The 19,515-nt window shown below is 33.8% G+C and carries 17 protein-coding genes; 6 read left to right on the top strand and 11 right to left on the bottom strand.

Annotated elements, in window-relative coordinates; all coding sequences use genetic code 11:
* Positions 1–23 precede the first annotated feature (23 nt).
* The 6 genes from hisIE (at position 24) to LNP27_RS11755 (ending at position 7,486) form a co-directional block, all read left to right on the top strand.
* Positions 24–623, top strand: a complete 600-nt coding sequence (gene hisIE / locus LNP27_RS11780; RefSeq protein WP_229941797.1) for a bifunctional phosphoribosyl-AMP cyclohydrolase/phosphoribosyl-ATP diphosphatase HisIE — start codon at positions 24–26, stop codon at positions 621–623.
* 135 nt (positions 624–758) lie between these two features.
* The gene (locus tag LNP27_RS11775; protein WP_229941796.1) at positions 759–1,889 is read left to right on the top strand and encodes an alpha/beta hydrolase; all 1,131 of its coding nucleotides are present in this window, start codon (positions 759–761) and stop codon (positions 1,887–1,889) included.
* Positions 1,890–1,945: 56 nt separating this feature from the next.
* A complete protein-coding gene (locus tag LNP27_RS11770) occupies positions 1,946–3,379 on the top strand; it encodes a leucyl aminopeptidase family protein (RefSeq protein ID WP_229941795.1) in 1,434 nt (477 codons plus the stop codon).
* Between the two features lie 3 nt (positions 3,380–3,382).
* Positions 3,383–4,597: an ATP-grasp domain-containing protein gene (locus LNP27_RS11765; protein ID WP_229941794.1), complete on the top strand. Its 1,215-nt coding sequence runs from the start codon at positions 3,383–3,385 to the stop codon at positions 4,595–4,597.
* Between the two features lie 129 nt (positions 4,598–4,726).
* The gene (locus tag LNP27_RS11760) at positions 4,727–5,764 is read left to right on the top strand and encodes an alkaline phosphatase D family protein (protein ID WP_229941793.1); all 1,038 of its coding nucleotides are present in this window, start codon (positions 4,727–4,729) and stop codon (positions 5,762–5,764) included.
* 66 nt (positions 5,765–5,830) lie between these two features.
* On the top strand, positions 5,831–7,486 hold the full coding sequence (locus LNP27_RS11755; protein ID WP_229941792.1) for a M1 family metallopeptidase: 1,656 nt from the start codon (positions 5,831–5,833) through the stop codon (positions 7,484–7,486).
* A 79-nt stretch (positions 7,487–7,565) separates the two neighbouring features.
* On the opposite strand, the gene LNP27_RS11750 is transcribed toward LNP27_RS11755, so the two are convergent.
* From LNP27_RS11750 to LNP27_RS11700, 11 genes are all read right to left on the bottom strand, one after another.
* Positions 7,566–8,438 carry a sugar phosphate isomerase/epimerase family protein gene (locus tag LNP27_RS11750; RefSeq protein ID WP_229941791.1) on the bottom strand — a complete coding sequence of 291 codons (873 nt, stop codon included), beginning with the start codon at positions 8,436–8,438 and terminating at the stop codon, positions 7,566–7,568.
* A 44-nt stretch (positions 8,439–8,482) separates the two neighbouring features.
* On the bottom strand, positions 8,483–9,373 hold the full coding sequence (locus LNP27_RS11745; RefSeq protein ID WP_229941790.1) for a hydroxypyruvate isomerase family protein: 891 nt from the start codon (positions 9,371–9,373) through the stop codon (positions 8,483–8,485).
* A 12-nt stretch (positions 9,374–9,385) separates the two neighbouring features.
* A complete protein-coding gene (locus tag LNP27_RS11740; RefSeq protein ID WP_229941789.1) occupies positions 9,386–10,615 on the bottom strand; it encodes a nucleoside permease in 1,230 nt (409 codons plus the stop codon).
* A gap of 45 nt (positions 10,616–10,660) precedes the next feature.
* On the bottom strand, positions 10,661–11,383 hold the full coding sequence (locus LNP27_RS11735; RefSeq protein ID WP_229941788.1) for a 3-keto-disaccharide hydrolase: 723 nt from the start codon (positions 11,381–11,383) through the stop codon (positions 10,661–10,663).
* A gap of 30 nt (positions 11,384–11,413) precedes the next feature.
* A complete protein-coding gene (locus tag LNP27_RS11730; RefSeq protein ID WP_229941787.1) occupies positions 11,414–12,871 on the bottom strand; it encodes a Gfo/Idh/MocA family protein in 1,458 nt (485 codons plus the stop codon).
* Positions 12,872–12,924: 53 nt separating this feature from the next.
* Positions 12,925–13,290 (bottom strand): c-type cytochrome, encoded by a 366-nt coding sequence (locus LNP27_RS11725; protein WP_229941786.1) that lies wholly within the window; start codon positions 13,288–13,290, stop codon positions 12,925–12,927.
* Between the two features lie 13 nt (positions 13,291–13,303).
* The gene (locus LNP27_RS11720; protein WP_229941785.1) at positions 13,304–14,356 is read right to left on the bottom strand and encodes a sugar phosphate isomerase/epimerase family protein; all 1,053 of its coding nucleotides are present in this window, start codon (positions 14,354–14,356) and stop codon (positions 13,304–13,306) included.
* Between the two features lie 5 nt (positions 14,357–14,361).
* Positions 14,362–15,519 (bottom strand): Gfo/Idh/MocA family protein, encoded by a 1,158-nt coding sequence (locus LNP27_RS11715; RefSeq protein ID WP_229941784.1) that lies wholly within the window; start codon positions 15,517–15,519, stop codon positions 14,362–14,364.
* Positions 15,520–15,529: 10 nt separating this feature from the next.
* Positions 15,530–17,233 carry a GMC oxidoreductase gene (locus tag LNP27_RS11710; RefSeq protein ID WP_229941783.1) on the bottom strand — a complete coding sequence of 568 codons (1,704 nt, stop codon included), beginning with the start codon at positions 17,231–17,233 and terminating at the stop codon, positions 15,530–15,532.
* A 50-nt stretch (positions 17,234–17,283) separates the two neighbouring features.
* Positions 17,284–17,844, bottom strand: coding sequence for a gluconate 2-dehydrogenase subunit 3 family protein (locus LNP27_RS11705; protein ID WP_229941782.1), 561 nt, complete (start codon positions 17,842–17,844; stop codon positions 17,284–17,286).
* 470 nt (positions 17,845–18,314) lie between these two features.
* On the bottom strand, positions 18,315–19,505 hold the full coding sequence (locus LNP27_RS11700) for a hypothetical protein (protein WP_229941781.1): 1,191 nt from the start codon (positions 19,503–19,505) through the stop codon (positions 18,315–18,317).
* Positions 19,506–19,515 lie beyond the last annotated feature (10 nt).

Below are 19,515 nucleotides of genomic sequence, written 5' to 3'. Positions count from 1 at the left end.
CAATTTACTAAACTTAAAAAAAAATGAATATAGATTTTTCAAAAAATACAGACGGATTGATTCCTGCCATCATTCAAGACAGCGAAACGAAATCAGTTTTGATGTTGGGTTACATGAATGCTGAAGCGTATCAAAAAACATTGGATACTAAAAAGGTAACTTTTTACAGTCGCACGAAACAAAGACTTTGGACAAAAGGCGAGGAAAGTGGTAATTTTTTAAATTTGATTGACATCAAAAATGACTGTGATAATGATACGTTGTTAATTCAAGTGAAACCAGAGGGACCAACTTGCCATAAAGGAACTGATACGTGCTGGGCAGAAAAAAATAAAATAGATTACGGTTTTATTTCAGATTTAGAAAATACAATTAAGATTCGAAGAGAAAATGCCGATTCTGAAAAAAGTTACGTAGCATCCTTGTTTAAATTAGGAATCAATAAAATTGCTCAAAAAGTCGGTGAAGAAGCTGTAGAAGTTGTAATCGAAGCCAAAGACGATAATGATGATTTATTTTTGAGCGAAAGTGCGGATTTACTTTTTCATTATCTTATTTTATTACAGGCCAAAGGGTTTCAGTTGAACGATGTTGTCGATGTTTTAAAAAGTCGCCAAAAATAAAATAGTTTTAATTTCCCTCCTTAAATATAAATCCAATAACAATTTCGATTGTCTATTGGATTTTTTTTCTTTTATTTCAAAAAACAATCCACTATATTTACTATTCGTATAAAATACTAGAATAACAAGTGATTTATGAATTCAGATAATTTCCCATTTAAAGAAGAATTAAAAAGTACAACAATAAATACAGGTTTAAATATTATTTTGACTACTGATGAAGATGATTCTCGTCCGGTTTATATTTCAGGGAATTTCAACAATTGGAGAACGCAGGACAAAGAATTTATGATGGAGAAAATAGGAAGTAGTTCTTATCATTATAAATTCCCGAATGATTTTGATTATCCAGATGAACTTCTATATAAGTTTACAAAAGGAGATTGGAGTGACGTAGAAATAAACAATGAAGGGAATCGTACTGAAAATCGCTCCACGTTCCTTCATACGGGAATTCAAGAAGAGCATGTAGCAAGATGGAGAAAAAATTGGTTGCCTTTTAAGCAAAATTATTTACCACAGGTTTTGTTAATTTCAGATGAATTTGAAATTCCACAACTGAATAAAACTAGAAAAATATGGGCTTTATTGCCACATGATTATGATAATTCTAGTGAGAGTTATCCAGTGATGTATTTGCAGGATGCGCAAAATTTATTCAATGAATCTGCCGAATTTGGCAATTGGGAAATTGATAAAAAATTGGCAGTAATGTCTGAGTATAAAATTGGAAAAATAATAATTATAGCTATAGAGCACGCTGACGAAGATCGTATAAAAGAATATAATGTTGGAAAAACAATCTTAGGAAAAGGAGAAGGAAAAAAATACATTCGCTTTGTAAGAGATACGCTTAAGCCTTTTATAGATAGTAATTTTAGAACTAAAAAAGAACAAGAATTCACTGGAATAGGAGGAAGCTCAATGGGTGGATTAGTAAGCATTTTTAGCGGATTACAAAATCCAGATGTATTTGGTAGACTTATGATTTTTTCTCCCTCACTCTGGGTGGTTCCAGAAATAAAAATAAGTTCCAAAAAAGCAACTGTAGCGGATACAAAAATTTATTTGTACGGAGGAGGACAGGAAAGCCAAACAATGGTTAGTGATATGAAAAGTTTTAAGCAAAAATTGATTTCTAGTACCTTTATAAAAGAGAATACTAAAATTAATTTAAGTATAAATCCAAAAGGAAAACATAATGAAACCTATTGGAGTGATGAATTTCCAAAAGCAATTGAGTGGTTGTTTTTTCAATCAAAATAAAATTTTACAGAGCGTGTAATTATTTATAATATCGATTAAGAATTAAAAAGTAACAAATGAAAACAAACACAATACAAAATACAGATCATTTTTCAGGAACAGTTTTAATTGCGGTATTCGAAACTTATGAAAAAAATATTGTTCCAATTGCGTTTGATGGATTAGAAATTCCTGCAAAAGTTTTTTTTGGGAAAAAAGACACGCACTATTTAGCAGAGAAGAATAATAATATTTACTTATTTATTGGATTAGGAAAAGCAATAGATTATAAAGCTTTAAAGATTATTTTTCGTAGAATTTCAGCTAAACAAAAAGAATATTTTAGTTCCAACATAGCTTTAGTTTTACCTGAGCAATTGACAGATAATCAGGTAGAAGCAATTATTTCTGGGTTGTTATTAGGTACTTATGATTTAGGTCATTTTAAAGCTGATAAAAAGGCACATCCTTTTTTAGATCCTGATTTTACTTTAAATTTAGTTTCTGGTAAAGATCATTTGGCTACAGCCAAAAAAGCAATTAAAATAAGTAAAGCACAATTAAGTGTGTACAATTTAGTTGATTTACCACCTAATACAGTTACTCCTAAATACTTATCTAATTGGGCTAAAGATACTGGAGAGAAATACGGTTTTGAAGTAGAAGTTTTAGGATACGATGCCTCAAAAATAGCTGGTTTAGGCGCATTCTTAGCTGTTGGAAAAGGAAGTGAAAATGAACCTCAATTTATTATCATGAATTACACTCCAAAAGTAGAAGTGAAATCAATGAAACACGTAGGTTTAGTAGGAAAAGGAATCACCTTCGATACTGGAGGATTAAATATAAAAACCGCTGGTATGCTTCACATGAAATGTGACATGGCTGGTGGAGGAGCTATTTTAGGAGCGATGCAACTTATAGCTGATTTACAATTGCCTATAAAAGTTACAGCTATAGTTCCATGTGCTGAAAATTCAGTAGATTCAAAGTCATTTTTACCAAGTGATGTTATCCATAGTTACAGTGGTAATTCTATTGAGATTATTGATACTGATGCGGAAGGCCGACTCGTTTTAGCCGATGGATTATCGTATTTAATCAAGAATTTCAAGCCCGATTACGTTGTTGACATTGCTACTCTTACCGGAAGTAGTGTTGGTACTTTTGGATATGAATGTGGCGCTTTGTTTACTAATAATGAAGAAATGTCAAAGAAGTTACAAGAAAGTGGCGATGAAGTTGGAGAACGTCTTTGGCCTTTACCGCTTTGGGACGTTTATAAATCAGATATTGAGAGCGATATTGCTGATGTGAAAAACTATAGTGGAAAACCAGTTGCAGGAGCGATTAGCGCAGCTAAATTTTTAGAATACTTTACACAGGAACATACTGCTTGGGCACATCTTGATGTTGCCGGTGTCGCATTTGGCGATGATGAATTTGCAAAAAGTAAACACGCAACCGCTTATGGCGTACATTTATTAACTAAATTCATTGAAAACTTATAATCTATGGAAAACTCAAAAACCTTACTTTGTATTTCAAATTATTTCAAGGGTGCCGATTTTTTAATTCAATTAAAAAATTTGGGCAACAAAGTTTATTTAGTTACCAGCGATAAACTTAAAGACGAAGCATGGCCACACGAGCACATTGATGAGATTTTCTATATGGAAGGTCAAGATTTCGAGTGGAATCTAGAGCACCTTTTGTTAGGCGTTGGCAATTTTATGAAGTCAAATAAAGTGGATGCAATTGTAGCTTTGGATGATTACGATGTTGAAAAAGCGACATATTTGCGAGAAAATCTTCGGATTAGCGGAATGGGTCAAACAACAGGACGTTATTTTAGAGATAAATTAGCGATGCGTATGCGTGCAAAAAGTTGCGGAATACCAATTCCTGCTTTTTGCTCATTATTTAACGATCATGACATTAATACTTTCGCTGATTCAGTTGAAGCACCATGGGTTTTTAAACCGCGTTCTGAGGCTTCAGCATCTGGTATCATAAAAGTCTATGATAAAGAGAGTTTGTGGATTCACATCAACGAGATGGGAAATAACAGATTCAAGTATTTATTAGAGCAATTTAAACCCGGTGATGTTTATCATTGTGATAGTTTAATTTTTGAAGGTAAAATACTTTTTAGCCTCACTTCAAGGTATCTGGTTACACCGATGGAAGTTTCGCAAGGTGGAGGTGTTTTTCGTTCAGCAAATGTCAAATACAACTCTGAAGATGATAAGGCTATCAAAAAAGTAAACGAACAAGTAATAAAAGGTTTTGGATTGAAACATGGTGCATCGCACACTGAATTTATCAAATGTAAAGAAACTGGACAAATTTATTTCCTAGAAACCTCTTCAAGAGTAGGTGGAGCGCATATTGCTGAAATGGTGGCTGAAGCTTCTAATATTAATTTGTGGAAAGAATGGGCAGCTATAGAAGACTGTTTGGTTAAAGGAACTAAATATAATTTGCCTAAAGTTAAAAAAGAGTACGCTGGTATTGTTTTAACGTTATCTAAGTTTGAGCATCCAGATCTATCTTCATTCTCAGATCCTGAAGTGTGTTTTAAAGTTCCTTTAGATTATCATGCAGGACTAATTGTAAAATCAGATAAGCAAGAAAGAGTTTTAGAACTATTAGAAGATTATGGTTCTCGTTTAGCAGCTGAATTTACTGCTGTTGTTGCGCAAGCTAAAGTGACCAACTTACATTAAATCATTAAATTAATAATTGAAATAAGCGACTACTTCACATTGATTTAGTCGCTTTTTTAATAAACATAACGTAACGTTAAATACTATTGATTGTATTACCTTCGAATAGATTTTTCAAAAATAAAATAAATGAAAAAAGTACTGTTCCTTCTGACTGTTGCAGTTTTCACAAATTGCAAAACGCAGCATGCTGAAAATACGATCGCAATAGAAAATCAAAATCAAAATTCACTGTTTACAATTGCATTCGGTTCTTGTGACAATCAAAAGATTAAAAACGAACTGTGGCCAGCTATAGATAAAAACCATCCTTCAGTTTGGATTTGGGGAGGTGACAACGTCTATTCTGATACCGAAGACATGAAGTTTCTAGAAAATAATTATAATTTTCAAAAGCAAGATGCGGATTATTTAAAATTCATTAAAGATAAAATTATATTAGGAACTTGGGATGATCATGATTTTGGTGCTAATGATGGAGGAGAGAATTACCCATTCAAAAGAGAAAGCCAACAATTATTACTGGATTTTTTAGATACTCCAAAAAATGCGATTGAACGAAAAAGAGATGGGGTTTATAATTCTAAAATCATCACTGTCAATAAAAATAAAGTAAAAATTATTGTATTAGATACTCGTTTTTTTAGAACAGGGCTTACTAAAGGAGTTGGTTCAAAACGTTTTCAACCGAATAAATATGGTGAAGGAACAATGCTTGGAGAAGCACAATGGAAATGGCTTGAAAATGAACTTAATTCATCAGATGCTCAGTTTAACGTTATTGTAAGCAGCATTCAGTTTTTATCAAATAAGCATGGTTTTGAAGCTTGGGCAAATTTCCCTCATGAAATTGATAAATTAGAAAAAATAATAGTTTCCTCAAAAGCTAAAGGGACGTTTATCATTTCTGGTGATCGTCATATTGCAACTTTCTCTTCTAAAAACATTCCAGGTTTGTCGTATCCATTAGTTGATTTTACTTCCAGCGGACTCACACACATTTATAAAAATTTTTCAGGGGAAGAAAATTTGTTTGTAAAAGGTGAAGTAGTTAAAGAGATCAACTTTGGAGTCCTAAAATTTGATTTTAAAAAAAATAAAGTCACTATGGAAATACGGGGTAAGGAGAATAAATTACTTCAAGAATATGCTCTGATTTATCCATAAAAATAAACTTTCGAGGATTGTCTTTCTTTAGTTTTAAAGTTTAATTTTGTACAAAACGAATTAAACATGAAAAGACAATTAGGCATTATTTTTTTCTCATTTCTTCTTTTTAATGGAGTAAAGGCACAAGGCCTTTTACAACCTAAAGCAGAAATATTCACTAGACAAGATACTTTACGTGGAAGTATTACTAAAGAAAGAGCTTGGTGGGATGTTAAAAGTTACCATCTTGACGTTAAAGTCAATCCTGCAGATAGTACTATTACTGGTTCTAACACTATAGGATATAAAGTTTTACAGGAGTATAATGTGATGCAAATTGATTTACAAAATCCAATGCAGATTTATAAAGTAATTCAAGACGGAAAAGAGCTAAAATACACAAGAGAAGGAAATGCTTTCTTTATTAACTTGATAGCTCCTCAAAAAAATGGTTCAGTAAAAGAGCTTACTGTATTTTACGGAGGAAAGCCAAGAGTAGCAGTTAATGCTCCTTGGGACGGAGGTTTTTCATGGAAAAAAGATAGTAATGGCAAACCGTTTATAGGTTCTTCGTGTCAAGGATTAGGTGCTAGTGTTTGGTGGCCTAATAAAGATCATATGTATGATGAAGTGGAGAATATGCTGATTAGTATAAACGCTCCAAAAAATTTAATGGCAGTTTCTAATGGTCGTTTGCAAAGTGTAAAACAACAGAAAGACGGAACGAAAACCTATAATTGGTACGTATCCAACCCAATTAATAATTATGGAGTAAATATAAATATTGGAGATTACGTTTCTTTTTCGGAGAAATTTAAAGGCGAAAAAGAAGAACTTGATTGCACGTATTATGTGTTGCGAGAAAATTTGGACAAAGCTAAAAAACAATTTAAAGATGCTCCAAGAATGCTAAAAGCATTCGAACACTGGTTTGGACCTTATCCATTTTATGAAGACAGTTATAAATTGGTTGAAGCTCCTTATTTAGGAATGGAACATCAGAGTTCTGTAACCTACGGAAATGGATTTGAAAATGGGTATCGCGGTAGAGATTTAAGTGGAACAGGTTGGGGATTAAAATTTGATTTTATCATTATTCATGAATCTGGGCATGAATGGTTTGCTAATAACATCACCTACAAAGATATTGCTGATATGTGGATTCACGAGAGTTTTACAAACTATTCTGAAAGTCTATTTGTGGAGTATTATTATGGTAAGGAAGCGGGCTATGCTTATGTAAAAGGCCTTAGAAAAAGTATTAGAAATGACAAACCTATAATAGGTCATTATGATGTAAATAATGAAGGATCGGGAGATATGTATTACAAGGGAGCTAATATGTTGCATACTTTACGCCAAATTGTAAATAATGATGAAAAATGGCGAGGAATATTGAGAGGTTTAAGTAGCACTTTTTATCATCAAACAGTTACTACTAAACAAATAGAAGATTATTTAAGTCAGGAAGTTGGGATGGATTTAAATCCATTTTTTAATCAATATTTAAGAGATACTAGAATTCCAACTTTAGAATATTTTTTCAAAGATGGCCAACTAGGATATCGTTGGACCAATTGCGTGTCTGGTTTCAATATGCCTGTACATGTTACTGTGAATACAAAAGAGCTAATATTAAATCCTAAAACGGAATGGGAGCGTATGGAAGCAAAAACGAACAATCCAACACTTGTCGTTGATACTAATTTTTATGTCGCGAGTTTTAATATTACAGATTAAAACAACATTGTTTTTACATTTAAAAAGAGTCAATCCTAACCATTGGATTGACTCTTTTTACTTAATTAAAGATTATAAATTACACTAAATTTTTATTGATGTAAGTACAACTTGTTTTTACAGATTCTATTGGATTAGGGATATAATTAGTCTCTTGTTCAACAAAAAAGTGTTTCATTCCTGAAAGTTTTGCTTCTGCAAAAATAGCTTTAAAATCAATAGCTCCTTTTCCAATTTCTGTGTTCCAATCCTGATTATTCTTGTCCATATCTTTGACATGCCACATGCTAAAACGTCCTGGATGTTCCTTAAATAGATGCAGAGGATTATTGCCAGATCGTTCTACCCAGTATAAATCAAGTTCAAAATCAACTAATTTCTTGTCTGTTTCGTTTAATAATATTTCGTATCCGTTAGTCTGACCAAAAGTAGTAAACTCGAATGCATGGTTGTGATAGGCCAGTTTTAATCCCGATTCTTTACAAACCACCGCCGCTAAATTCATGTTTTCGGCAATTTTTTTATAGTCATCGGCAGTTTTCCTGATGGAGTCATCTAACCAAGGGATTGTAATGTATTTATTACCTAATAAATTAGCTGCTTCTATTGTGTTTTTTAGAACTTCAGTGTTTCCGTCTTTAAGTAAAGAACCCAAATCGTAATGCCCACTCGGATTTTTTAGTCCATTAGCAGATAAAATAGTTTTAAATTCTTTTACGGGAGTGTCAAAAAATCCATTTTTTACAGAATATCCATAAGTTTCAACCTCCGTAAATCCTGCTTTTGCAACTTGTTCTAAAACTCCCTTTACATCTTTTGGAAACGACGCTCTTAAAGAATAGAGTTGTAGCCCAATATTTTTCTTTTTGGCATTAAAAGCAATAGAAGGTGCAATTGCTAAAGCTCCTAATGCTAAACCACTATTTATTAAAAAATCTCTTCTTTTTATCATGGAGTGTTATAGTTTATTGTTCTTTTGAATGAAGTTATAATCTGCTAGATATCGCAAATTTCGATTGCCTTTCTCAAAGAATCAATCTTGTTCGGATTTTTTGGAAGAAATTCTTGTGCTACATAGCCTTTAAATCCAGTCTGCTGAATTGCTTTCATAATTGCTACATAGTTTAACTCTTGCGTTTCGTCAATTTCATTTCGTCCCGGAACACCAGCAGTGTGATAATGCCCTATGTATTTATGATTGTCTCTAATAGTTCGTATTACATCACCTTCGTCAATTTGCATGTGATAGATGTCGTATAGCAATTTAAAATTTTCTGAACCTAATCGCTTAGCCAATTCAACTCCCCATTTTGTGGTATCACATTGGTAATCTTTATGGTCAATTTTACTATTTAATAATTCCATTACCAAGACCACATTATGCTTTTCAGCCAAAGGCATTAATGCTTTTAATCCCTTCACGCAATTATTCCATCCTTCTTCATCTGTTTTTCCTCTTTTATTTCCACTAAAACAAATCAAGTTTTTATAACCCGCCTTGGCTACCAAAGGAATCATTTCTGAATAGTTTTTTATCAAAGTTTCATGGAATTGGGGATCATTAAATCCATCAACTAAATTGATTTCAGCTCCGTTGCACATGGCTGAATCAAGACCGTGTTTTTTTAAAGTAGGCCATTCTTTTGGTCCAACTAAATCAATAGCTGTAATTCCTATCTTTTTGGATTCTATGCAAAGTGTATCGAGATCTATACTACTAAAGCACCATCTGCAAACAGAATGATTTATATTTCCTTTCCTATTTTGGTCATTTGCAGCTACTGTTCTTTCTTTTGCGGTAGCGGAAAAACTGGTAGGAATGTTTAGAACAATTGCTCCAGCAACAATATTTTTTAAAACAGCTCTTCTGCTTAAGTTCGTACTCATCATTTTTATAATTTAGTGTGTTTCAGTTCTAGTTTTTTCGTTGAATAAAAGGGCAAAAACAATAAATACCACCAATGCTATTCCGGCTGGAATGATCCAAACCATTTCCCAGTTAATTTTTCCTTCTAGCGTTTTATGATTATCAGTAATCCATCCTGCAACTCCAAACCCTATTAACATTCCCACACCATAAGTAGCTAATGTTATTAGACCTTGAGCAGCGCTTTTATATTTTTCACCTGCTTTTGAATTGGTATAAATTTGACCCGCAACAAAAAAGAAATCGTAACAAATTCCGTGTAAAGCGATTCCAATAATAAGCATAAAACTTAAATCTGCACCATTACCATAAGCAAAGAGTACATAACGAATTGCCCATGCCAACATACCTACTAAAATGGTTTTTTTGAATCCAAAGCGCACAAAGAACATTGGAATTAAAAGTAGAAATAAAGCTTCGGATATTTGACCAATAGCCATTTTTCCAGTTGGATTTTCAATTCCGGCATCTGTCAAAAACGGATGCGCATTTTGGTAATAAAAAGCTAACGGAATACAAATCAGAATGGATGATACAAAAAATATGGCGAAATTTTTATCTTTTAATAATTTTAGAGCATCAAAACCAAGTAGGTCTCCAATCTTAATTTTTTCGTTAGCCGCTACTTTTGGTGGTGTTTTAGGTAATGTAAAACTAAAAATTCCCAATACCAATGCAGCAACACCTGCTAACATAAAAGTATTTTTAAGTAATCCTTGACCAATCGCTTCTGTAGAATCCCAATGGAATATGAAACTAATTGATAATCCAGCTAAAATCCAACCAATTGTTCCCCAAACACGAATGTTAGGAAATTCTTTTTCAGGATCTTTCATCTGATTAAAAGCAACTGAATTCACTAATGCTAAAGTGGGCATATACAAAATCATATAACTTAAAACATAGGTGTAAAATAGTCCAATATCATCCGATTGATACATTTGATACATCAAAAAAGCACCTAAAAGGTGAAGTAGTCCCAAAATTTTCTCGGCATTAAAGTAGCGATCAGCAATCAAACCTATAATAAAAGGAGCTACGATGGCTCCCCAAGATTGAGTTGAAAAAATAGCAGCTATCTCTGATCCAGAAGCTTTTAAATTGTTTCCTAAGAAAGTACCTAAAGTTACAAACCAAGCTCCCCAGATAAAAAACTCTAGGAACATCATTAATGATAATTTAAATCGGGTAGTGGTATTCATTATTTTTTTTTGGTTATTTATGACATTGTTAGCTTTTAGTTCTTCTTACATGCCGTTTTCACAGCCAGTAGTAATATCCATTGTATTCCATTCTTTGATCATAATATTTCTAAATGAAACTGCATCTCCATGATCTTGCAAAGCAATTTTCCCGGTTTTGAATGTTCCAAAATCTTTCCAAGTGGCAAATTTGCTTCCTGCTACTAAAGCTTTATAATTATCATCCCAAAGTTTGGTTTCTACTACAAATACACCGTTTAAAACTAAAGTTAGCTTTCCAAACTTGCATACGATTTCTGCTGTATTCCATTCACCCACGGGTTTTGCAGCTGCTTTAGAACTTTTGATTAAGTCATATAAGTCTCCGGCTTGATGTTTGTTTATTTTACCATCAGGATGGCCATCATTATCCAATATTTGCATTTCTAAACCTGTAGAATAGGTGTTTGGGTGTTTTTCTAAATCTTCATTTACGTAAAAAATAATTCCGCTATTGGCATTCGGAGCTACTTTCCATTCTAATTTCAAATGGAAATTAGTATATTCTTGATCGGTTACTAAATCACCACCTTGGCCGTTTTTTGCTGCAGAAGGATCAAAATGCAACACTCCATCATCAACTTTCCAAGCTGATCCGACGGTAGTTTTTCCATAATTGTGCCAACCAGCTGTTGTTTTTCCGTCAAATATGGGTTTAAACCCCTTTTGAGCATTAGTAGTATGAATTACCGTCATTAATAGTATGGCTGCGCCAATATTTTTTATCATCACTTTCACTTTTAAATTGTTAATACTTATTTATAAAGTTAAATTTGCCCAACCTTCTCGATAGTCTCGTTTTACAAACTGATTGACATCATCAAAATTGGTAATTTTCATGTTATTATTGTCCCATAATAATTTTGCAGAACGACCAGGATAAACATCCTCGCCTAATATCTCTTTTTGTATATCGTAACCTCTAATGGCAAGATTTGCCATTAATAATGCCTCCGTCAAAGGTCCAGCAATCTCAAAAGGTGAACTTAATTCCTGCTTGCCATAGCCTGCAATTGAAGCTTCAACCCATTGGCCGTAATGCCCATCAGCACCGCCTTTTACTCTTGAGTATTTCTCAGCTAATTTGATGTTTTCATTTCGGCTTAAAGGAAGTAAACGAGGATTTAATCCGTAAGTATCACACATCATTTTCCCTTTTGTTCCAATGAATAATGTACCATTACCACCGTCACCAAAAATTTCGTTTGGCTGTAATTCTTCTGGTCTTTCTGGTTGAATACCTCCATCCATCCAATGTAATTTTACATCACCTTTTGTTTTATCGGTCTTCGGAAAAGTTAAAGTAACATGGCTAGAAGGAGGACAACTATCTGGGAAATAGCCTCTTTTGAATTCATCTACATAAACGGAGCCTACGCTGCATTGAACATCTTTGGCATATTTTAAGTTTAAAATACTAAAAGGAGCTTCAATTAGGTGGCATCCCATATCACCAAGAGCTCCTGTCCCGTAATCCCACCATCCACGCCAATTGAAAGGCACTAATTTATCGACATAGTTCTTTTGTGGAGCGGTTCCCAACCATAAATCCCAGTCTAATTCTTTTGGAATTTCTGTTTTTGCTGTTGGCCAAGGAATTCCTTGTGGCCACACCGGACGATCTGTCCAAGCTTTTACCGTATGAACATCGCCAATTAGTCCGGCTTCATACCATTCTCTCATGATTCGGGTTCCATCATTTGAAGATCCTTGATTTCCCATTTGAGTAACCACTTTGTATTTTTTTGCTGCTTGAGTTAGAATTCGAGCCTCATAAATATCATGTGTTAATGGTTTTTGAACATAAACATGCTTTCCTAATTGCATGGCTGCCAAGGTTTGAATAGCATGGTTGTGATCTGGTGTTGAAACTGAAACGGCGTCAAAATTTTTATGCTCCTTATCCAACATTTCACGCCAATCCTTGTAGAATTTTGCTTTCGGAAAAGCGTTTACACTGCGTGCTGCTCTGCGTGTATCTACATCACATAGAAAGGCAATATCCGCTTTTCCACTTTTAGAAAACATTGCAATATCATGCGATCCCTTACCACCAACACCGATACCGGCAATTAACAAGCGATCACTAGGTGCTACAAATCCTCTCCCCAAAACATGACGGGGAACAATCATAAATGCAGCTGCGGCTATTGCAGTGCTTTTTATAAAATCACGACGGTTATTCGTGATTTTAGTATTGTTTTGTTCTTTTTCCATTTACAATTTAATAGTTTGGTTGGTTAGTTAATAAATGTATTGGAGTAACTGTATTATTTTTTTAACGATAAAATGTATTTAGCGATTGTTCTTGCTTCGTCTTTTTTCATAGTCGCATGAGCTGCCATTGGAATTGTTCCCCAAACTCCAGAACCACCTTTTATAATTTTATTTGATAAATAAGAAATACTCTTCTCACTGTCAGCATATTTATTGGCAATATCTAAATAGGAGGGACCTATCAATTTTTTGTCTATTTTATGACAAGCCACACAATCTGACTTTGCAATCAATTTCTCTCCTTCGGAAGATTGGAAAACGACATTGGCTATATTGCTGTATTTTTCCTTTTTATTTTCTCTTGTAAAAGAAGTTAAAGTGATTGTAGATATTGCTAGTACTAAATATTTAAATTTCATTATTTTATCTTTTTTATAATCCTAAATTTTTTCTATTAAAAGCTTGATTTGTTTCGACAGCTGCGAAGTCATCAAAAGCTTTATCGGTCACTTTTATAATATGCTTTTTGATAAAATCTGCACCTTCTCTTGCACCGTCTTCTTGATTTTTTATACAACATTCCCATTCCATTACTGCCCAACCTTTAAAATCATATTGAGCTAATTTGCTAAATATGGTTTTAAAATCGATTTGTCCGTCTCCAGGAGAACGATAACGTCCTGCACGGTTAATCCAACTTTGGTATCCTCCAAAAGTGCCTTGTTTGCCTGTTGGATTAAACTCGGCATCCTTTACATGAAAAGCCTTTATTCTTTCGTGGTAGAAATCAATATATTGGATGTAATCCAATTGCTGTAAAACAAAATGGGAGGGGTCATATAATATACATGCTCTTGAATGATTATCGACTGCCTTCAAGAACATTTCATAGGTTTCGCCGTCAAACAAATCTTCTCCAGGATGAATCTCATAACAAAGATCAACACCCGCTTGATCAAATTCGTTTAAGATTGGCAACCAACGTTTGGCTAATTCGGCAAAACCTTCTTCTACTAAACCTGGAGGCCGTTGTGGCCAAGGATGAAAATATTGCCAGAGCAATGAACCGCTAAACGTAGCATGAGCATTTAATCCTAAGTTTTGTGAAGCTTTAGCGGCATATTTTAATTGTTGGACCGCCCATTCTTGTCTTGCTTTTGAGTTTCCATGGACTTCTTTAGGTGCAAAAGCATCAAAAAAATCATCGTAAGCAGGATGAACAGCCACCAATTGACCTTGTAAATGTGTCGATAATTCTGTTATTTCCAATCCGTAGGAAGTAATTTTACCTTTTAACTCATCGGCATAAGTTTTACTCTCTGCTGCTTTTTGTAAATCAATAAATCGAGGATCTAAAGTTGGCATTTGAATACCTTTAAAACCTAAGTCAACAGCCCATTTACAAATTTCATCTAAAGAATTAAAAGGAGCTTTATCGCCAATAAACTGCGCTAGAAAAACAGCTGGTCCTTGTATTGTTGTCATTCTATTTAAATTTTAAAATCAAACCATTTTTGATCTGATTTGCCTGAAGCAATTACGTTTTCAATAAAAGCCATTCCACGAACACCATCGTCGACAGATGGGAAATCGAGCATCGTTGCAGTAGGCTCTTTTCCTTCTGATAGTGATGATAAAGTCAAAGCAAAGTTTTTGTATAAATTGGCAAAAGCTTCGAGATAGCCTTCAGGATGACCGCTTGGTGTTCGCGTATTTTCCATTGCGAAATTCGATAAATAGCTATTTCCAGTTCTGTAAACTTGCATTGGTGCATCGAGCCATTTAATTATCAAAGAATTGGGTTCCATCTGATCCCACTCTAAACCACCTTTTTCACCGTAAATTTTAATTTTTAAACCATTTTCTTCTCCGGCAGCAATTTGAGTAGCTACTAAAATTCCATTGGCGCCATTATCAAATTTCAATAAAACATTTCCGTCATCATCTAGTTGACGTCCTTCTACGACATTATTAATATCAGCACACAATTGAGTAATTTTTAAACCTGAAATATATTCTGCTAGTTGAGCAGCATGGGTTCCAATATCGCCCATACAACCACTTATTCCGCTTTTAGAAGGATCTGTTCGCCAAATAGCTTGTTTGTTTCCTTCCTTTTCGAATGAAGAACTCAACCAACCTTGATTGTATTCGACTATTACTTTTCTGATTTTTCCTAAGTCATTGTCGCCAACCATTTTTCGTGCTTGCTTTACCATTGGATAACCCGAATAGGTATGCGTGAGACATAAAGTAAGTCCTGTGTCTTTTACTTTTTTTTGCAATTGTTTAGCTTCGTCAAGGCTTAAAGTCATTGGTTTATCAATTAAAACATGAAAACCGTGATCTAAAGCCATCATCGCAGGTTTAAAGTGAGCAAAATTGGGCGTTACAATTGTAACAAAATCCATTCTCTCCGCAATAGGAAGTTTACTTTCTGTCACGATCATTTCCTCGAAAGAATTATAACACTTAGCATCGCTAAGAAATAATTCCTTTCCAGATTCCTTTGAGATTTTTGGATTAGAACTAAAAGCGCCACAATGCAATTCGACTAATCCATCCATATTAGCAGCAATGCGATGAATGGCGCCAATAAAAGCGTTTTTTCCACCGCCAATCATGCCCATTTTTAATTTTCTTGTCATTATATGGATGCTATAGATTTCCTTTTTTCAATTCTCTCACAGCATAATCACAAGCTCTGGCTGTTAAAGCCATAAAAGTCAATGATGGATTTTGACAAGCTATTGATGGCATACAAGAACCATCTGTTACAAAGACATTATTGACTTCATGCAACTGATTCCATTTGTTTAAAACAGAATCTTTAGGATCGTTACCCATCCTAGCGGTTCCCATTTCGTGAATAGCCATTCCAGGATAGCAATCATTGTCATACGTTCGGACATTTTTGACACCAGATGCTTCTAACATTTCTGCAGCGTCATTCATCATATCTTCGCGCATTTTAGCTTCGTTTTCCTTGTATTCGCAGTCAATAGCTAAAACAGGTTGTCCCCATTTATCTTTTTTAGAATGATCGATGTAAACCTTGTTTTCATAGTATGGAAGCATTTCTCCAAAGCCACCCAATCCCATTCCCCAATGTTTTTCAGGAAGTGATAAAGTATCTTTAAAACCACCACCGAAAGCCAATTCAGCGACTTCTTTATGCCAAGTTCCTTTGCTGGCACCACCTTGGTAACCAAAACCTCTTAAATAGTTTCTTTTATCGTTACCTACGTTTTGGTATCTTGGAATGTAGATTCCGTTGGCTCTTCGTCCGTATGTGTATTTGTCTTCAAAACCTTCTGCAGTTCCTTCGGCACCACAACGGAAATGGTGATCCATCAAGTTATGTCCTAATTGCCCGCTAGCATTCCCCATTCCATTAGGGTGAGCTTCTGAAGTAGAGTTTAATAGTAAGAAAGTAGATCCTAAAGTAGACGCATTCACAAAAACGATTTTAGCGTAAAACTCCATCGTTTCATTGGTTTCGGCATCAATGACCATAACCCCTTTTGCTTTTTTAGTATTTTTATCATAGATAATATGATTCACGATAGAGTAAGGTCTGACGGTTAGTCTTTTAGTAGCCACGGCAGCGGGTAAAGTGGAGGACTGCGTACTAAAATAAGCACCAAACGGACAACCGCGACTGCATAAATTTCTATATTGACAATTTCCTCTGCCTTTGTGCGGAACCGTTAAGTTAGCGGTTCTACCGATCGTCATTAGCCTAGTATAGTTGTAATGTTTTTCTAATCTAGCTTTTACTGATTTTTCAACGCAATTCATATCCATTGGTGGCAAGAATTTACCATCGGGTAGTAGAGGCCAGTTTTCAGCTTGCCCACTAATACCAGCAAATTTCTCGACATAATCGTACCAAGGCGCTACATCTTTATAACGAATAGGCCAGTCATTTCCATAGCCGTCTTTTGCATTATCTTCAAAGTTATGTTCGCTAAAACGATAGCTTTGACGTCCCCACATCAAGGATTTTCCACCCACATGAAAACCGCGGTACCAGTCAAAACGCTTGTCTTCAGTATAGGGACATTCTAAATCGTTAACCCACCATTTTTCAGTCGCTTCATTATAAGGATAATCTCTGCTTTGAACAGGATGTGTTCTTCTTTGTTCTTGAGTCAATCTGCCTCGATGTTCAATTTCCCAAGGTGCTTTCATAGCCGATTCATAATCTTTGATATGCTCGATATTCATTCCTCGTTCTAACATCAAAACTTTTAGTCCCTTTTCAGTAAGTTCTTTAGCTGCCCAACCGCCGCTTATACCAGATCCAACTACAATAGCATCGTAAGTATTTTCTTTTTTTAAATCAGTATTTATGTTCACTTTTACTTCATTTAAATATTAATAATAAAAAGCATTATGCTAGCAAAAAATTATGTAGCCCAAGCTTTTTGCCCTGGCTTATAATCTGCATTGCCGTCATATCGTCCTGGAACAGGAAGGTATTCCCGTGCTTCAGTACAGCCAATTTCAGAAGAGAAATAGCCCAATAAGGTTAAATCTCTAGCAATCATAAAGAAAGAAGGTTTCTTTTTATTAGCAATTGCTTCGGCAGTTAAATCAGTCATTAATTTATGACGTTCCTCTGCATTCAATTGCATAAAATCTTTGTTAAAGTCTTTTTGGCATTTAGCCAACATGTCTTTCATTCCCGACGCAAAAAGTTGTTGCAAATTAGCAGGATAACAATCTCTAACCATCATGGGAATAAAAGCTCCCAATCCAGCTGCTTTAGCTCCTTGAGAGGAAGCTGTTGTAGGTATAATAATATCAGCATATTCACCTAATATTTCTTCATCACTAGCAGAAAAAGAAACTTGATTTTTTTCACTCTCATACACTCCGAAATTTTCAAATAAAACTCCAATTGTGCTTGAGGAGATTGCTGTTCCTAATAATAAGGCTACATTTTTTAGTGCTTTACGTCTATCCATCGCTTAATTATTAATGATATTGTTTAATAAAGAAGATTTCATAATTATTAAATCCTTACAATAATAACTAAAAAAAAGACAGATTTGTAATTTTAACACTAAAATAAGTTGTTAATTAAGTAATTAGGAGTTATCTGCTTCGATAATTTTGAAAATTGCAATCAACGTATGAAATCGTTACATAAGACTAAAGAAAATGTAATTGCAGAAACTGTTAAATAATAATATTTTATAAATTAAGAAGCATTTTTACTACAAAAAATCGATTTAGTGATTTTTATTAGTGTTATTATTAGTTATAAATGAAAGATTATGAGAAGAAGTAAAATAATTTGTAACTCACATTAAAATTAAACACTTGGAATAATGGTCTAAAAAAAAAATCACTCAAAAGCTTAAAATGCTTCAAAGTGATTTTCTATAAAGAGTAAAATCTAATTTGCTTTTGATGTTAATGTAATGAAAGAATATTATCTTTCAAATAGACCTAAAGTACCACCAACCCAATCCTTGTCTTTGTTGAATTTTACACCTATCATTTCGCCACGACTTAGTCTAACTAAATTACAAAGTAGAGTAGGAGTTTTATCGTCTTTTTTCCAAGTGCAAAGTATGCGAACTTCGGCTTTTACTTTTCCATCTGGGGATTGCACTATTGGTATATATTTTACTTTTTTTTGAAGTATATAAAGTTCTTTATCAAACACGGATTCAATATCTCCTTTTTTTACATTGAAAATAACACCAGAACCGGAAAAAGAAAACAAGGGCTTTAAAACATAATTTTCTAAATCCTCAGGAATTTCTTTAAGTTCACTTAGTAGAGTAGTTTCAATAAAATATTTTCCCTTTAAGAAAGGCAAAATAAATTTACTGATTCTGAAAAACCAATTTGGATGTCCTGCCCATTCCACTTCTAAATCATCTGAGAAATGAAAATTCAATTTTAAATCAGTTCGTAAATCCAATTCGTCAAAAATAACACGATTGTAAATTCGTTTTACTAGAATTTCTTGACCTTGTTCATTTTTATAAAAAAGCTGCTTGCCTCTTTTTAGTAACTCTGTAACGCAAACAATTGGAATTCCAATATCTCTTTTGCAATAGTAAAAGTCAATTTTTGTGTTTTGTTTTTCAGGTTCTATTTCAAGCAGAATTACATTTTCTTTAGGATGATTATTACAAATTACTTCTTCGAGAATATCATGATATTCTTGAGCTGTAATATCATTAACAAAAGGAGTTAACTCTTGAAGAAAAGGATAGTGGTTTTTGAATTTATCATATAGATTAACTTGATAATTGTACAAAGAAGGGAATCCTTGTACTTCAATTAGTTTAGGAATAGTTTTACCATCTTCTTCACATATTCCAAAATCAATTGCTAAAAAAGAAGTGTGTTCATCTTCATTTGGCACTTTATGATTTAGCTCTAATGATTTGTTAGTAAGAAGTTTAAAATCTTCCTTTTGAATAAAAGATATAACTTCATTACATCCTTCAACTAACTGTGTTTTTAATTCATTTGATATAAAAAAAGGAGTTTCACCTAATCGAAAAGTTGGCATATAGTCAAAATCGGAAGCAATATCAGCTGCAAAATCTTGATACTTTTCAACCGTAAATTGAGTGTTAAATAACTCCCGATATTTTGCAATCATAAACTATTAT

The sequence above is a fragment of the Flavobacterium galactosidilyticum genome, assembly GCF_020911945.1.
GTDB lineage: Bacteria > Bacteroidota > Bacteroidia > Flavobacteriales > Flavobacteriaceae > Flavobacterium > Flavobacterium galactosidilyticum.
This window is presented reverse-complemented; position numbering and strand designations above follow the sequence as displayed.